The sequence below is a fragment of the Streptomyces sp. BYX5S genome, from assembly GCF_054724165.1.
Genome location: NZ_CM138829.1, coordinates 8,105,373 through 8,118,994, shown reverse-complemented (window position 1 = coordinate 8,118,994; position 13,622 = coordinate 8,105,373). Strand labels below are relative to the sequence as shown.

Annotated in this window: 18 protein-coding genes and 1 tRNA gene; 3 read left to right on the top strand and 16 right to left on the bottom strand. The window is 70.8% G+C overall.

Annotated elements, in window-relative coordinates; genetic code table 11:
* Positions 1 to 190: 190 nt before the first annotated feature.
* Positions 191 to 2,632, bottom strand: coding sequence for an MFS transporter (locus tag ACYBSK_RS36700; protein ID WP_460244672.1), 2,442 nt, complete (start codon positions 2,630 to 2,632; stop codon positions 191 to 193).
* A 98-nt stretch (positions 2,633 to 2,730) separates the two neighbouring features.
* Complete coding sequence (locus tag ACYBSK_RS36695) at positions 2,731 to 3,249, bottom strand: MarR family winged helix-turn-helix transcriptional regulator (protein ID WP_457481514.1); 519 nt, start codon at positions 3,247 to 3,249, stop codon at positions 2,731 to 2,733.
* A gap of 196 nt (positions 3,250 to 3,445) precedes the next feature.
* Here ACYBSK_RS36695 and ACYBSK_RS36690 point away from each other — a divergent pair, with 196 nt between their 5' ends.
* On the top strand, positions 3,446 to 3,655 hold the full coding sequence (locus tag ACYBSK_RS36690) for a hypothetical protein (protein WP_457481513.1): 210 nt from the start codon (positions 3,446 to 3,448) through the stop codon (positions 3,653 to 3,655).
* An 18-nt stretch (positions 3,656 to 3,673) separates the two neighbouring features.
* On the opposite strand, the gene ACYBSK_RS36685 is transcribed toward ACYBSK_RS36690, so the two are convergent.
* The 9 genes from ACYBSK_RS36685 to ACYBSK_RS36645 all read right to left on the bottom strand — a co-directional run bounded on the left by ACYBSK_RS36685 (position 3,674) and on the right by ACYBSK_RS36645 (position 9,498).
* Positions 3,674 to 4,417: a hypothetical protein gene (locus tag ACYBSK_RS36685; protein ID WP_460244671.1), complete on the bottom strand. Its 744-nt coding sequence runs from the start codon at positions 4,415 to 4,417 to the stop codon at positions 3,674 to 3,676.
* 153 nt (positions 4,418 to 4,570) lie between these two features.
* Positions 4,571 to 5,518 (bottom strand): RNA polymerase sigma factor SigF, encoded by a 948-nt coding sequence (locus ACYBSK_RS36680; RefSeq protein WP_457481511.1) that lies wholly within the window; start codon positions 5,516 to 5,518, stop codon positions 4,571 to 4,573.
* Between the two features lie 246 nt (positions 5,519 to 5,764).
* On the bottom strand, positions 5,765 to 6,589 hold the full coding sequence (locus tag ACYBSK_RS36675; RefSeq protein ID WP_460244670.1) for an RNA polymerase sigma factor SigF: 825 nt from the start codon (positions 6,587 to 6,589) through the stop codon (positions 5,765 to 5,767).
* A gap of 196 nt (positions 6,590 to 6,785) precedes the next feature.
* Positions 6,786 to 7,079, bottom strand: a complete 294-nt coding sequence (locus ACYBSK_RS36670; protein WP_457481509.1) for a Dabb family protein — start codon at positions 7,077 to 7,079, stop codon at positions 6,786 to 6,788.
* A gap of 34 nt (positions 7,080 to 7,113) precedes the next feature.
* The gene (locus ACYBSK_RS36665) at positions 7,114 to 7,287 is read right to left on the bottom strand and encodes a hypothetical protein (RefSeq protein WP_457481508.1); all 174 of its coding nucleotides are present in this window, start codon (positions 7,285 to 7,287) and stop codon (positions 7,114 to 7,116) included.
* Positions 7,288 to 7,776: 489 nt separating this feature from the next.
* Positions 7,777 to 7,861: transfer RNA gene (locus ACYBSK_RS36660), tRNA-Ser, on the bottom strand.
* 10 nt (positions 7,862 to 7,871) lie between these two features.
* Positions 7,872 to 8,330 carry a tRNA adenosine(34) deaminase TadA gene (gene tadA / locus ACYBSK_RS36655; protein ID WP_457481975.1) on the bottom strand — a complete coding sequence of 153 codons (459 nt, stop codon included), beginning with the start codon at positions 8,328 to 8,330 and terminating at the stop codon, positions 7,872 to 7,874.
* Positions 8,331 to 8,481: 151 nt separating this feature from the next.
* Positions 8,482 to 9,039, bottom strand: a complete 558-nt coding sequence (locus ACYBSK_RS36650; RefSeq protein ID WP_457481507.1) for a tRNA adenosine deaminase-associated protein — start codon at positions 9,037 to 9,039, stop codon at positions 8,482 to 8,484.
* 195 nt (positions 9,040 to 9,234) lie between these two features.
* Positions 9,235 to 9,498, bottom strand: a complete 264-nt coding sequence (locus ACYBSK_RS36645; protein ID WP_460244669.1) for a hypothetical protein — start codon at positions 9,496 to 9,498, stop codon at positions 9,235 to 9,237.
* Positions 9,499 to 9,627: 129 nt separating this feature from the next.
* Between ACYBSK_RS36645 and upp the strand changes: the two genes are divergently transcribed.
* Positions 9,628 to 10,263 carry a uracil phosphoribosyltransferase gene (gene upp, locus ACYBSK_RS36640; RefSeq protein WP_457481505.1) on the top strand — a complete coding sequence of 212 codons (636 nt, stop codon included), beginning with the start codon at positions 9,628 to 9,630 and terminating at the stop codon, positions 10,261 to 10,263.
* Between the two features lie 100 nt (positions 10,264 to 10,363).
* On the opposite strand, the gene ACYBSK_RS36635 is transcribed toward upp, so the two are convergent.
* The 5 genes from ACYBSK_RS36635 to ACYBSK_RS36615 all read right to left on the bottom strand — a co-directional run bounded on the left by ACYBSK_RS36635 (position 10,364) and on the right by ACYBSK_RS36615 (position 13,131).
* A complete protein-coding gene (locus ACYBSK_RS36635) occupies positions 10,364 to 11,014 on the bottom strand; it encodes a LytR C-terminal domain-containing protein (protein ID WP_457481504.1) in 651 nt (216 codons plus the stop codon).
* Positions 11,015 to 11,167: 153 nt separating this feature from the next.
* Positions 11,168 to 11,464 (bottom strand): type II toxin-antitoxin system VapB family antitoxin, encoded by a 297-nt coding sequence (locus ACYBSK_RS36630; RefSeq protein WP_003955420.1) that lies wholly within the window; start codon positions 11,462 to 11,464, stop codon positions 11,168 to 11,170.
* 245 nt (positions 11,465 to 11,709) lie between these two features.
* Positions 11,710 to 11,850 carry a hypothetical protein gene (locus ACYBSK_RS36625; protein WP_457481503.1) on the bottom strand — a complete coding sequence of 47 codons (141 nt, stop codon included), beginning with the start codon at positions 11,848 to 11,850 and terminating at the stop codon, positions 11,710 to 11,712.
* A gap of 57 nt (positions 11,851 to 11,907) precedes the next feature.
* Positions 11,908 to 12,243, bottom strand: a complete 336-nt coding sequence (locus ACYBSK_RS36620; protein ID WP_460244668.1) for a hypothetical protein — start codon at positions 12,241 to 12,243, stop codon at positions 11,908 to 11,910.
* Between the two features lie 297 nt (positions 12,244 to 12,540).
* On the bottom strand, positions 12,541 to 13,131 hold the full coding sequence (locus ACYBSK_RS36615; protein WP_460247170.1) for an HhH-GPD-type base excision DNA repair protein: 591 nt from the start codon (positions 13,129 to 13,131) through the stop codon (positions 12,541 to 12,543).
* A gap of 138 nt (positions 13,132 to 13,269) precedes the next feature.
* Between ACYBSK_RS36615 and ACYBSK_RS36610 the strand changes: the two genes are divergently transcribed.
* Positions 13,270 to 13,611 (top strand): cupin domain-containing protein, encoded by a 342-nt coding sequence (locus ACYBSK_RS36610; protein WP_457481501.1) that lies wholly within the window; start codon positions 13,270 to 13,272, stop codon positions 13,609 to 13,611.
* Positions 13,612 to 13,622: the final 11 nt, after the last annotated feature.

The window sequence follows — 13,622 nt, the reverse complement described above, 5'->3', positions numbered from 1 at the left end:
CAAGTTCTCACGTACGCAAGGGGGCCGGTCATCGCTCCCCTTGCGTGGACGGGCCCCGGTCGGCGTGCGTCACGGCCGTCCCCTGCCGTTCTGCGACGCCACCGGGTCCGGGGCCCATTCTCACAACCGGGCCTGTGCGGTCCGCGTCCGCTCAAAGCGCGAACCACACCTTCAGGTGGCCCGGGGCTTGTTACTCGCCGGGGTGGGCGAGTTCGATGTCGTGGCCGTCGATGCCACTGCCGTTCACGCTGAGACCGGTGGCCACCGGCGGGTAACCGGTCGCGATGACCGTGTACTCGCCGCCGTCCAGGTCGGTGAAGGCGTACGCGCCGTCCTCGCCGGTGGTGGCGGTCGCGACGACGTTGCCCGCGGCGTCCACCAGCGTGACCCGCGCGTCGTTGAGCGCGCGGCCCGCGGCCCGGACGGTGCCCTGGACCTGGGAGCCGGAGTTCAGGTCGATCTCGACGCGGGTGACACCCGTGCCGCCCACCTCGACCGGCAGCGCGGTCGGGCGGTGGCCCGGCGCGTTCACGGCGACGGTGACCGGGCCGGGGACCAGCTCGGCGAAGGTGAACTCGCCGCCCTGACCGGACAGTCCGGTGGCGAGCACGTCCCCGCGGACGTCGGTCACGATGACCATCGCCCCGACGACCGGCGCCTTGGTCTCGCTGGCCCGCACCACACCGCTGAGGCCACTGGTGCCGCTGAGCAGGATGTCGTACGTGACCGCTTCCTCGCCCACCAGCACGGTGGAGGCCTGCGGCTGGTAACCGTCGGCCGAGGCGATCAGGACGTAGGAGCCGGCTCCGGGAGCGTCGATGCCGTACGAGCCGTCGCCCTGGGCCACGGCGCGGCCGAGCTGGCGGCCACCGAGGGAGATCAGGGTGACCGCGGCACGCGCCACCGGGGCGGACTCGGCGCCGCGGACGAAGCCGCGGACCGGGACGCCGCCGCCGACGGGCACGTCACCGGCGGTCGCGGCGACGGCCGCGAGCCGCTGGGTCTGCGTGTCGGCCGCGGGCTGACCCGCACCGACCAGGCTCGGGACCTGCTCCGGCATGGGCGCCGGGTCGGCGGCCTGGGCGGCGGCGACGGCGGGCGCCGCGTCGCCCTGGGCGGCCTGTTCGAGGGCTCCGGTCGTACGCAGGGGAACCTCCTTGATGAAGAGGGTGAAGAGGAAGGCCAGGAAGGCGATCGGCGCGGCGTACAGGAAGATGTCGGCGATGCCGGCCCCGTACGCGGCCTCCAGCCAGTTGCGGATCGGGCCGGGCAGCATGGACATGTCCGGGAGCGAGCTTCCGGCCATCGCCTTGCCTGCGGCCTGCCGCTCCTGCGGGCTGAGCTGGCCGATGGTGTCGGTGGCGTGGTGGCTGATGCGCGTGGTCATCACGGAGCCGAGCGCCGAGACGCCGATCGTGCCGCCGAGGGACCGGAAGAAGGTCACCATCGAGGAGGCGGAACCGAGGTCCTGGGGGGCGACCTGGTTCTGCGTGCTCAGCACGAGGTTCTGCATCATCATGCCGACGCCGAGACCGAGCAGCGCCATCCAGATCGCGACGCGCCAGTACGGGGTGTCGTACTCGATGGTGCCGAGCAGCCCCAGACCCGCGGTCAGGAACAGACCGCCGGCGACGAGCCAGGCCTTCCACTTGCCGGTCCGGGTGATGATCTGGCCGGAGACGGTGGAGGAGATGAACAGGCCACCGATCATCGGGATCGTCATGACACCCGACATCGTGGGCGTCTCACCGCGCGCCAGCTGGAAGTACTGCGAGAAGTACACGGTGCCCGCGAACATCGCGACACCGACGAACAGCGAGGCGATCGAGGCCAGCGTGATGGTGCGGTTCTTGAACAGGCGCAGCGGGATGATCGGCTCGGCGGCCTTGGACTCGACGAGCGTGAAGATCAGCGCGAGCACGATCGCGCCGCCGACCATCGTGTACGTCTGCCACGACAGCCAGTCGTACTTGTCGTCGGCGAAGGTGACCCAGATGAGGAGCAGGCAGACCGCGGCGGTGATGAAGAAGGCGCCGGCCCAGTCGACCTTGACCTTCCGCTTGAGCACCGGCAGCTTCAGCGTCTTCTGGAGCACGACCAGGGCGATCAGCGCGAAGGGCACACCGACGAAGAGGCAGTAGCGCCAGCCGAGCCAGTCGGTGTCGGTGATGACGCCGCCGAGCAGCGGACCGCCGACGGTGGCGACGGCGAACGTGGCGCCGAGGTAGCCGGAGTAACGCCCGCGCTCACGCGGGGAGATCATCGCGGCCATGATGATCTGCGCCAGGGCGGACAGACCACCGGCGCCGATGCCCTGGATGGCACGGGCGGTGATCAGCATGCCCGGGTTCTGCGCGAGGCCGGCGACGACCGAGCCCACCACGTAGACGACCAGGGCTATCTGGACCAGGGCCTTCTTGCTGAACAGGTCCGCCATCTTGCCCCACAGGGGCGTGGTGGCGGTCATGGCGAGCAGCGAGGCCGTGACGACCCAGGTGTAGGCGGACTGGCCGCCGCCCAGGTCGCCGATGATCTTCGGCAGGGCGTTGGTGACGATCGTCGAGGAGACGATGGCGGCGAACATGCCGAGCAGCAGCCCGGACAGCGCCTCCATGACCTGGCGGTGGGTCATGGCAGCCCCGCCCTCGGGGGCGGCCCCTGAATGCTTGGGATGGCTGCCCCGCACACCGGACGGTGTGGTTGTTGCCATGGGATTCCTTTTCTTACGTATTACGCGGGTGTACGGGTGGTGGCCTGAGCGGTCGACCCGGTGGTCGGCTCAGTGGCGGCCTGCGGAACCGTCGTTCGGGACCCCGTCGTGCGGCAGTCGCCGAAGCTGTCGCGCAGCCGCGTCATGAGGACGATCAACTGATCGACCTCGTCGTCGGACCAGTCGCTCAGCCGGTCGGCGAGCAGTTGGGTGCTCAGTTCGTTGAGCACCTCCAGCTGCTTCGAGCCCTTCTCGGTGAGGCTGAGGATGCGCGAACGCTTGTCTGCGGGGTCGGGATGGCGCTCGATCCAGTCGCGGTCCGCGACGTGCGCCACGTGGCGGCTGGCCACGGACACATCCACGGCGAGCAGCTCTGCCATGCGGCTCATCCGCATGTCGCCGTAGCGCTTGAGCAGGGTGAGAACCGCGGCCGAACCGGTCGGGCAGTCGTGCGGAAGGATCCGCGCCATGTCCCTCTTGACGGCTCCGAAGGCGCTCATCTGTCGCGCCAGCTCGTCGTAGTGACGTTGTGCGGCCACGGCACCTCCTGACCTAAGATTTTTATTTGTTGCTTAGGGCAACCATAGAAGCGGTTGGTTGCCGCAGGCAAACGAAAAGGGGTGATCGCGAATAAAATCGCGGCAAAGATCGAGTGCAAATCAGTAAAGTCGCAGCTCAAGCGGTGTGCGCTGGGACTGTGGCGCTGTTCACGGCAATTCGCTAGGGTCCTGCCCCATGGCTAACAACCCCCAAGGCCCCGGCCCCCAGGGCAACCAGGACCCCGCGGGCAGCACCCAGATGTTCCGCGCCTTCGTCGACGAGCAGCCTCAGGGAGGCCGTCAGGCGGCCGCCCCCGCGAAGTCCGGCCCCGGCGCCGGCCTGATCATCGGCATCGTGCTCGCGGTCGTCGTGGTCGCGGCGGTGGCCTGGCTGGCACTCAAGTAGCGGGAATCTCCAGCGGGTTCACTTCCAGTCGACGTCGACGTCCTTCGTCTCCAGTCGCATCCCGAGGGGTACCCGCCACTCGTCGACGCACACGTTCCACGTCTTCCGCTTCCGCTCCCCGGCCCCGATGGGCACGGGGAGCTTCTTCGTGACGTCGACGGTCGCCCAGTCGATGCCCAGCGCGCCGATCACATGCGTCTCGAACGTGACGGTGCCCGAACGCACCGCGCTGCCACCGGAGTTGTGCAGGGTGAGGGTCACGTCCTGACACCAGCGCTTGTCCGCCTTGGCGAGCGCCGGGTCGCCGACGAGCGCGAGCTTCGCGGGGCCCGCGGGGCTCGGCGCGGAGGGGCCCTCGCCGCCTGCGCCGGTGCCGGGGGAGGCGCTCTTCGGAGGCTTTGCGTTCGCGGACGCCGTACTGCCGCCGGACCCGCTCCGGCTCGCTTCGGGGGTCTCACCGGCCGCCGGGACGTCACGGTCCACGTCCTGGCCGCCCCCCGATCCCTTGCCCGCGCCGGACCCGCCCGCCCCGCCCGCGGGGGAGCCCTTCCCGGAGCCGTCCGGCGCGCCCGGCCCTCGGGGCGTGCGCGGGTCCAGGGGTACGAGTTCCACCTTGCCGGTGGGCGCGACCCGGTCGCCCGGTCCGGTGGGCGCCGCTCCCGCCGCGCCCACGGCCACGTACGAGCCGGGCCCGTCGTCACCGCCCAGGGCGACGACGGCCCCCGCGCTCACGCACACCACGGCGACCGAAGCGGCCCCCACGGCGGCCTTCCTGTGACCGAGCAACCATGTCCGCAGCATCGCGCCAGTGTGTCTGACGCTCCGTCAAATCGGAACCCCGCGACCCGGGTTGAACCGATCACTCGACGGCCGACGGCGGTCGATCGGCAATGAGCTCGCGCTCGGCCGACGCGCTCAGTCCGCGATCAGGCCCTCACGCAGCTGCGACAGCGTCCGCGTGAGCAGGCGCGAGACGTGCATCTGGGAGATGCCGACCTCCTCGCCGATCTGCGACTGCGTCATGTTCGCGAAGAACCGCAGCATGATGATCTGGCGCTCGCGCGGCGGCAGCTTCGCGAGGAGCGGCTTCAGCGACTCCCGGTACTCGACGCCCTCCAGGGCCGTGTCCTCGTAACCGAGCCGGTCCGCGAGGGAGCCCTCGCCGCCGTCGTCCTCGGGGGCCGGGGAGTCGAGGGACGACGCCGTGTACGCGTTGCCCACCGCGAGGCCGTCGACCACGTCCTCCTCGGAGACGCCCAGCACCGCGGCGAGCTCCGGGACGGTCGGCGAGCGGTCCAGCTTCTGCGAGAGCTCGTCGCTGGCCTTGGTCAGGGCGAGCCGCAGCTCCTGGAGGCGGCGCGGCACCCGCACCGACCAGGAGGTGTCACGGAAGAAGCGCTTGATCTCCCCGACGACCGTGGGCATCGCGAACGTCGGGAACTCCACGCCGCGTTCGCAGTCGAAACGGTCGATCGCCTTGATCAGCCCGATCGTGCCGACCTGGACGATGTCCTCCATCGGCTCGTTGCGACTGCGGAAGCGGGCCGCCGCGTACCGCACCAGCGGCAGGTTGAGCTCGATGAGGGTGTCGCGGACGTAGGCCCGCTCGGGGCTGTGCTCGTCGAGCGTGGCAAGACGCAGGAACAGGGAGCGGGACAGGGTGCGGGTGTCGATGGACCCCGAGGTCTGCTGCGGCTGAGGCGTCCCGGACACCTCGGGCCCCTCGGCCGGCTGGGCCGGGACCGAGGCGGGAACAGGAGCGTCGATCAGCGCGGCAGGCGTCTGCTCGCTCAGGTCGTCGGTCGCGGCGGGCGCGCCGGGCGTGAGCGTGAGCACCTTCGAGCTGCCCTGGTCTGCGGACATGCCACCCCCTTGAGGTCGCGGACGGTCGCGGCGGACGCTCCCGTCAGGTAAGAGCGCAGCCTCCACCTGAATACCGGACGTGGGGCTGCGCCAAACGCCGTTCCAGCAGAATGTCACATGTCGGCAACACGCTGTAGTGACATGTCGACATGTATGGGGTGGATCGGTGCAGGAAGCAGGGGGTGTGGCCCGAGAGGAACCGGATTCTGCCGGGAAAGCGCCCCGGGACCGGTCTACCCGATCGAGCTACGCTTCGATCCTGTTTGCGGACCGAAGTCGAGCGAAGCTCCGGGCGAGGAGCCTTGACACGTGCATCTGCGAGACGCCCAGTTCCGCGCTGATCTGGGACTGCGTCAGATTGCTGTAGTAACGCAGCAGCAGGATCCGCTGCTCCCGCTCGGGCAGCTGTACGAGCAGATGCCGTACGAGGTCGCGGTGCTCGACGCCGTCCAGCTCGGGGTCCTCGTAGCCGAGCCGGTCGAGCAGGCCCGGCATCCCGTCGCCCTCCTGCGCCGCCTCCAGGGACGTCGCGTGGTACGAGCGGCCCGCCTCGATGCAGGCGAGCACCTCGTCCTCGCCGATCCGCAGCCGCTCGGCGATCTCGGAGGTGGTCGGGGAGCGCCCGAAGGCGGTCGTCAGGTCCTCGGTCGCGCTGTTGACCTGCACCCACAGCTCGTGCAGCCGCCGCGGTACGTGCACCGTGCGGACGTTGTCCCGGAAGTACCGCTTGATCTCGCCGACGACGGTGGGCATCGCGAAGGTCGGGAACTGCACCCCGCGGTCCGGGTCGAAGCGGTCGATGGCGTTGATGAGACCGATCGTGCCGACCTGGACGACGTCCTCCATCGGCTCGTTGCGGCTGCGGAAGCGGGCCGCGGCGTAGCGCACCAGCGGCAGGTTCGCCTCGATCAGCGCGCCGCGCACCCGGGCGTGCTCGGGGCTGCCCGGCAGGAGGTCCTTGAGCTGGGCGAAGAGGACCTGGGTCAGGGCACGGGCGTCGGCGCCCCGGCTCTTCGCGGGCGCGGGCGGTGCTTCTTGAGGCGCAGTACTGGCCGGCACGGTCAACTCCACCTCTGTTTCCGTCAACTCATCGGTCAAAAGCGGTCATAGCATCACAAGACATGTGCACTGTGTGCAAGCACCGCATTACTACGTGTTGAGGGTGTAGAGGTGACGAATTGGTGCACAAGACGCAATGAAAGCCCCTCACCGTTCCGGTGAGGGGCTCCTGGGTCCGCTCTCGATCGAGTGACCGAGCGGGACGCGCTCAGAACTCGTAGTCGGCGATCACCCACGTGGCGAACTCGCGCCACATCGCGACGCCTTCCTGGTGCGCGGGGTGCTCGATGTACCGCTTCAGGGCGTCGGTGTCCTCGACGGCCGAGTTGATCGCGAAGTCGTAGGCGATCGGCCGGTCGGTGATGTTCCAGTCGCACTCCCAGAACGTCAGCTCCGGGATCTTCCCGCCCAGCGCGCGGAAGGCCTCGACGCCCGCGGCCACCCGCGGTTCGTCACGGCTCACGCCGTCGTTGAGCTTGAACAGGACCAGATGGCGGATCACGGGAGCTCCCTGGGTGCTGACGACGGGCCCGCCGCTACTGCCCGCCGTTGACGACCCAGGTCATGAAGTCGCCGATGGACTGGGCGGCGGACGATACGCCTTCGAACCCTATCTGGACGTAGTCCGCGGCCTTGGCCGGGTCGGTGATGATCACGTACAGCACGAAGACCACAAGGACGAAGAGTCCGATCTTCTTCGACTGCACCACGATGGCCTCCCCGTGCCCGCGTCCCTAGCCCTGTGGCCCCTGTAGCCGCCTGCGGCGCCTGTCTGCCGGCGCGAGTCTAACGCGGACGATCACTCATGTGACTTTTAAGGACCAACGGCCTCCGGTTATGGGCCCTTTGCCGTCGTCCGCGACCGCCGCAAAGGCGCAGGATTGGTGATGAGCCCGGAGGGTCTGGCAGGAATCCGAAGGGCAGGGACGTGACCCCGACTGCGGGGTCCGCGCCGCGGCTTCCCCCCGGAAGCGGCGCGGGCTACGGGAGTCCGTCCTCGTCGGGGGGAGTGGTTTGTCCCCCCGATGCCACTCCCCCCGTCCCGAGCGGGACGCAAGAGCCCCGGCGCCTCTGGACAGGCGCCGGGGCTCTTCGTGTACGTGTACGCCTACGTGGCTGGGGTTCGCGGCCACGGTCCGCGAAATACGGCGGGGCAAAGCGAAGGGGCGGATCCTTGTCGGATCCGCCCCTTCGAACGGCGGTAGCGGTGGGATTTGAACCCACGGTGAGTTTCCCCACACTCGCTTTCGAGGCGAGCTCCTTCGGCCGCTCGGACACGCTACCGAGAGGAACTCTAGCCCATGGTGGGCCGTGGTCTGAAATCCGTATCCCTGAAGAAGCGGGTGAGGGGTTCGGCGCACTCGCGGGCGAGCACTCCGGAGATCACTTCGGGCCTGTGGTTGAGCCGCCGGTCCCTGATCACGTCCCACAGCGAACCGGCCGCGCCCGCCTTCTCGTCCCGCGCCCCGTAGACGACCCGGTCGACGCGGGACTGCACGAGCGCGCCCGCGCACATGGTGCACGGCTCCAGGGTGACGACGAGCGTGCACCCGGTGAGCCGCCACTCGCCGGTCGCCTGCGCCGCCCTGCGCAGCGCCAGCACCTCGGCGTGCGCGGTCGGATCGCCGGTCAGCTCACGCTCGTTGTGCGCCCGCGCGAGCACCGTGGTCCCGTCCGGCGCCAGGACGACGGCGCCGACGGGGACGTCACCGCCCGCCGCGGCGAGCCCGGCCTCGGCCAGGGCCTGCCGCATGGACGGCACCCACGGGTCCCGCACGGGATCGGGACCGGAGTCGGAGACAGGACCGGGACCGGAGCCGGGCACAGGACCGGGACCGGAGACCGGATCGGGGACGGAAGCGGCGTCGGAGGGTGTCACGGCGAGGAATCTATCGCCGCGGCGGTCAGCGCACCGTTTCGAGAACCTCCGATGCGCCCAGGGCGTCGGCGATCTCGCCGAGCGCGTCCGCCCCGTCGAGGATCAGCAGATCCTTCTCGGAGACGCCCAGGTCGGCGAGGACCTCGCTGTCGCCGAGCGGGCCCGGCGGGACCACTTCGGCGCCGGGGTCCTCCTCGTCGTCGGCCGTGTCCTCGCCGTCCGGTTCGCCGTCCTCCGTGCCGTCCAGGTTCAGGGCGTCGAGGTCGTCGACGGCGTCCGAACCGTCCGGCGCCTTGCCGAGCAGTTCGTCGGTGAGCAGGATCTCGCCGTAACTGCTGCGGGCGGCCGCGGCCGCGTCGGAGATGTAGATGCGAGGGTCCTCCTCGCCGTCGATACGGACGACGCCGAACCAGGCGTCCTCTTGTTCGATGAAGACGAGGATCGTGTCGTCCTCGGCGCCGGCCTCGGCCGCCGCCTCGCGGGCCAGGTCGGACAGGTCCGACAGGGTCTCCACGTCGTCGAGCTCTGTGTCGCTCGCTTCCCACCCGTCTTCGGTGCGCGCGAGCAGTGCGGCGAAGTACACCGTGACTCTCCCACTGGTCTCAGGTGTGCCGGTCGGGAATCCCCCCGGCGGGGTTCTTGGTGGCGGGGAGTGCTGCTCAAGCCCCGCCCACTCGGAATCGTGGCAGAAAGTACGGCTTCAAGAGAGGTCTTCCGCGCGCTGTGTTCGTGGCGCGTCTTCCGCGGGGCCCGTGCGGCGGGCCTCCGCGGGGGATTGTCACCAGCGAAAAGTGCGCATGCGCATCTGCTGGCGCATCCGTGCCGCTCGGGCGCGGCGCGGCTGGACCCGGGCCCGCAGCTCCCGCGCCTCCGTCAGCTCGCGCAGGAACACGGCCCGCCTGCGGCGCCGCTCGGCGTCCGTCTCCGGCCCGGTCCCGTCCCCTGCGGGGTCCGGCCCGGCCGCGCCCGCTCCCGGGTCACGGGCGGCCGCGCCCGCGCGGGACCCCCGGTCGGGCCGTTCCCGGCGCTTCTCGTCCGCCATCGGCCACACCACCCCAGTCCGCCCAGTCGGCACCCGTCGGCGAGTCCCTTCCACCTTCCCTCGGTACCGGCGGTTGATGCCACCGCACGGGGGAGCGGGCGGCCGCGCGGCCCGGTTACTGTTGATGACATGCGGATCCACGTCGTCGACCACCCGCTGGTGGCGCACAAACTCACCACGCTGCGCGACAAGCGCACCGACTCCCCGACCTTCCGGCGGCTCGCCGACGAGCTGGTCACCCTGCTCGCGTACGAGGCGACCCGGGACGTGCGCACCGACCAGGTCGACCTCGACACCCCCGTCGCGCGGACGACCGGCGTCAAGCTGTCGTACCCGCGCCCGCTGGTGGTGCCGATCCTGCGCGCCGGTCTCGGCATGCTCGACGGCATGGTGCGGCTCCTGCCGACCGCCGAGGTGGGCTTCCTCGGCATGGTCCGCAACGAGGAGACGCTCCAGGCCTCCACGTACGCGACGCGCATGCCGGACGACCTCTCCGGGCGCCAGGTGTACGTCCTGGACCCGATGCTGGCCACGGGCGGCACGCTCGTCGCGGCGATCCAGGAGCTCATCAAGCGCGGCGCCGACGACGTCACGGCCGTGGTGCTCCTCGCCGCCCCCGAGGGCGTCGAGATCATGGAGCGCGAGCTGGCCGGCACCCCGGTGACCGTCGTGACGGCCTCGGTCGACGAGCGGCTCAACGAGAACGGCTACATCGTCCCGGGCCTCGGCGACGCGGGCGACCGGATGTACGGCGCGGCCGAGTAGCGGCGAACGACGCAAAGGGCTGTGCCCGCGGCCACCGATCACTCGGCGGCCGCGGGCACAGCCTTTTCGCGTCTCAGTCCCTACCGCGTGACGGCAGTCCCTACCGGCAGTCGGCGGAGGCGCTCGGCGTGGGCTTCGGGTGGCTCAGGGCGGTCAGCGCCTTGTCGGCGGCCGGCTTCTTGGTGAGCTTCTTGAAGCCGGAACCGATGATCAGGTCGACCTCGGTCGGCTTGTCGCGCTTGTCGGCCTTCAGCTCGGCGCCGGTCAGCTGCGTGCCGAGCACGGGCAGCGCGGCGTCGGTGGCCGCCGAGGCGCCGAGCAGTATGCCGGGGCCCTTGACCTTCTTGTCGTACGCCTTCGTGGCGTTGCCCACGTCGCCGATCTTGAAGCCGCGCTTCTTCAGCTCGTCCGCGGTGTCCTTGGCCAGGCCGCTGCGGGCCGTGGCGTTCAGTACGTTCACGGTGATCTGGGACGGGGTCGGCAGCTTCTGCGCCGCCTTGCTCGGGGACGGTGAGGCGCTCGGCTTCTTCTCGCACGCGCCGGACTTCGCGCCGGCGGCGCTGGCCTTGTCACCGCCCGTGAAGACGTCGACCAACTGGAACGATCCCCAGCCGATCAGCCCGATCGCGACGACGGAGGCGACGATCGCGAGCACGAGCCGTTGGCGCGGACGGCCGCGCCGCATGCGGGGGTACTTGTCCCCTGTGATGCGGTACTTGCCGCCCATGCCGGGGGGAGTGAGCATGCTCATGGACGCAGCGTAATGCTGTGCGGCGACGATGCCTATTAAATGATCACGGTCAGTCGCCCAGTCCAACCCAAAAGGGCCAATACGGACTTGAGGCGCCGTCAGCGATCGCGGCCTGCGGCGAGCGCCTACGGCCCGCGCTGACGGCGCGGCGCGTCAGCCGAGTTCGAGCACGCGGGCGTGCAGCACCTGGCGCTGCTGGAGCGCGGCGCGCACGGCGCGGTGCAGGCCGTCCTCCAGGTAGAGATCGCCCTGCCACTTCACGACGTGCGCGAAGAGGTCGCCGTAGAACGTCGAGTCCTCGGCGAGCAGGGTCTCCAGATCGAGCTGGCCCTTGGTCGTCACCAGCTGATCGAGGCGGACCGGGCGCGGCGCGACGTCCGCCCACTGCCGGGTGCTTTCCCGGCCGTGGTCGGGGTACGGCCGGCCGTTTCCGATGCGCTTGAAGATCACACGGAAAGCCTACCGGGCGAGGCTCTCCGGGCGCAGCCATGGGGACGTAGTGCGGCGTCGGTAAATAACGTGCTTAACCGGTGCCAACCAGGTCCAGTCGAGTCGCCCACAGAGGCCTGAAACGAGTGGCGCCCAGCGTGAGTTGGTCGAAGGAAGGCGTGTGGATGGCTCTTCCGGGGTAGAGGCGCGCGTCGCGTTGACGGGCGGTTCCCCGCGCCCGGTGGAACGGCGCGGGGAACCGGTTCTCAGCGGTCGTCCTTCTTGCGCGGCGGCCGCCGGTCGCGCGGGGCGGTGGCCGGGGGCGTCTGGTCCGTCGTGGCGCGTTCGCCGCGCGCGGCCTCCGCGCGCATCAGGGCGCGCAGCAGCGCGTAAGGGTCCTTGGGCATGGGGGTGTTGCCGTCCTTCGTGAGTCGTGCGTGCGTACGGGGCCGGGGCGGGGCCCCTCAGCAGCGCAGGACGACGGTGCGCAGGGCGCGGTGGGACGGCGGCGCGGGCTGCGCCGTGGGGACGACCGGGGACCAGCGCGGCGGGGCGCCCGGGGGCGGCGCCGTGAGCAGCAGCCGGACGGGGTGGCCGGTCGGAAGCCGCAGCGCCGCCTCGGGCGTCTCCCGGGTGCCCTCACCCGGTTCGCAGGAGGAGGAGAGGGCGGGCGGCGGCGCGGACGCCTCGGCGGGGGCGGCGGCCGGCGGCGCGAGCAGCAGCGCGACCAGCAGGAAGAGCGCGCGCACCACGGCCGGGACACGGCGGCCCGGCACAACGGCGGACGCGGCGGCACTCATACCCCGTCATCTGCCCACCCCCGCCCACGGCCTGATCCCCCCAGCCCCAGATCCCCCCTGACGGACTACTCCCCCACCCCCAGCTGACGCACCAGCAGCCCTTATGAAGCCCCTCCGGCGATTGAGGAGCGCACCACTCAAGCCCCTTCGGCGATTGCTGAGCGCACCACTCAAGCCCCTCCGGCGATTGAGGAGCGCACCACTCAAGCCCCTCCGGCGATTGAGGAGCGGGGCCCGGGGCGGAGCCCCGCGACGCCAACCACGGCCCCGCCGAAACCACACCCACCCGGCCCCCGCCTACTTCGCGGCCTTCGCCGCCTTCGCCGCCGCCTTCATCTCCTGCTTGTGCGCCCGCACCTTCGCCAACGACTCCGGCCCCGTAATGTCCGCGACCGAACGGAACGCCTCCGGCTCCCCGTACGCCCCCGCCGCCTCCCGCCACCCCGCGGGCCGCACCCCGAGCTGCTTGCCGAGGAGGGCCAGGAAGATCTGCGCCTTCTGCTTGCCGAAGCCGGGCAGCTCGTTGAGGTGCCGCAGCACCTCCTTGCCGGTGTCCACGCCCTCCCACACGGCGGCCGCATCCCCGTCGTAGTGGTCGACGAGGTACTGACACAGCTGCTGCACCCGCTTGGCCATGGACCCCGGGTACCGGTGCACGGCCGGCTTCTCGGAGAGCAGCGCGGCGAAGGCCTCGGGCTCCCGCGCGGCGATCTCGTACGCGTCGAGATCGTCGACGCCCAGCCGGTCGGCGATGGTGCGCGGCCCCGCGAACGCCCACTCCATGGGCACCTGCTGGTCGAGCAGCATCCCGACGAGCGCGGCGAGCGGACTGCGGCCGAGGAGTTCGTCGGCGGCGGGCTCCTGGGCGAGGTGGAGGGTGACGTCCATACGGCTCATACGTCGATGATCGCGCCACGCCGACCGCGTCGCCACGCCGGGGCCGGACCGGGCCCGCGAGGCCGGGCGCGGCCACGATCGGGCGCCACCGCGTCGCATAGGCGCGCCGTAGGCGGTAACCCTGACGTCATGGCTTCCACGACACCCGCCCCGTACGATCTCGCCGCCCTCGCCGACGATCATCTGACGGCCGCCCGCAAGGCGGAGCACGGCCGCAGCGCGGAACTGCTCGTCAAGGAGGACCCGCTGCTGCGGCAGAGCGTCATCGCGCTGACCGAGGGCAGCAACCTGGAGGAGCACAACGCCCCGCCCGCGGCCACCCTCCAGGTGCTGCGCGGCCGGGTCCGCCTCACCGCGGTCTCCGGCGACGTCACCCTCACACAGGGCCAGCTGCACCCCATCCCCCAGGAGAAGCACGGCCTGGTGGCGCTGACGGACGCTGCCGTGCTGTTGACGGCGGTCACCGCCTGAGCTGATCGTGT

Bases quoted from the DNA above. Each gene is read 5' to 3' on its own strand.
- ACYBSK_RS36700 (WP_460244672.1), bottom strand. From the start codon at position 2,632: ATGACCCACCGCCAGGTCATGGAGGCGCTGTCCGGGCTGCTGCTCGGC.
- ACYBSK_RS36690 (WP_457481513.1), top strand. From the start codon at position 3,446: ATGGCTAACAACCCCCAAGGCCCCGGCCCCCAGGGCAACCAGGACCCC.
- ACYBSK_RS36680 (WP_457481511.1), bottom strand. From the start codon at position 5,518: ATGTCCGCAGACCAGGGCAGCTCGAAGGTGCTCACGCTCACGCCCGGC.
- tadA (WP_457481975.1), bottom strand. From the start codon at position 8,330: ATGCGGCAGGCCCTGGCCGAGGCCGGGCTCGCCGCGGCGGGCGGTGAC.
- ACYBSK_RS36645 (WP_460244669.1), bottom strand. From the start codon at position 9,498: ATGGCGGACGAGAAGCGCCGGGAACGGCCCGACCGGGGGTCCCGCGCG.
- upp (WP_457481505.1), top strand. From the start codon at position 9,628: ATGCGGATCCACGTCGTCGACCACCCGCTGGTGGCGCACAAACTCACC.
- ACYBSK_RS36635 (WP_457481504.1), bottom strand. From the start codon at position 11,014: ATGAGCATGCTCACTCCCCCCGGCATGGGCGGCAAGTACCGCATCACA.
- ACYBSK_RS36625 (WP_457481503.1), bottom strand. From the start codon at position 11,850: ATGCCCAAGGACCCTTACGCGCTGCTGCGCGCCCTGATGCGCGCGGAG.
- ACYBSK_RS36620 (WP_460244668.1), bottom strand. From the start codon at position 12,243: ATGAGTGCCGCCGCGTCCGCCGTTGTGCCGGGCCGCCGTGTCCCGGCC.
- ACYBSK_RS36615 (WP_460247170.1), bottom strand. From the start codon at position 13,131: ATGGACGTCACCCTCCACCTCGCCCAGGAGCCCGCCGCCGACGAACTC.
- ACYBSK_RS36610 (WP_457481501.1), top strand. From the start codon at position 13,270: ATGGCTTCCACGACACCCGCCCCGTACGATCTCGCCGCCCTCGCCGAC.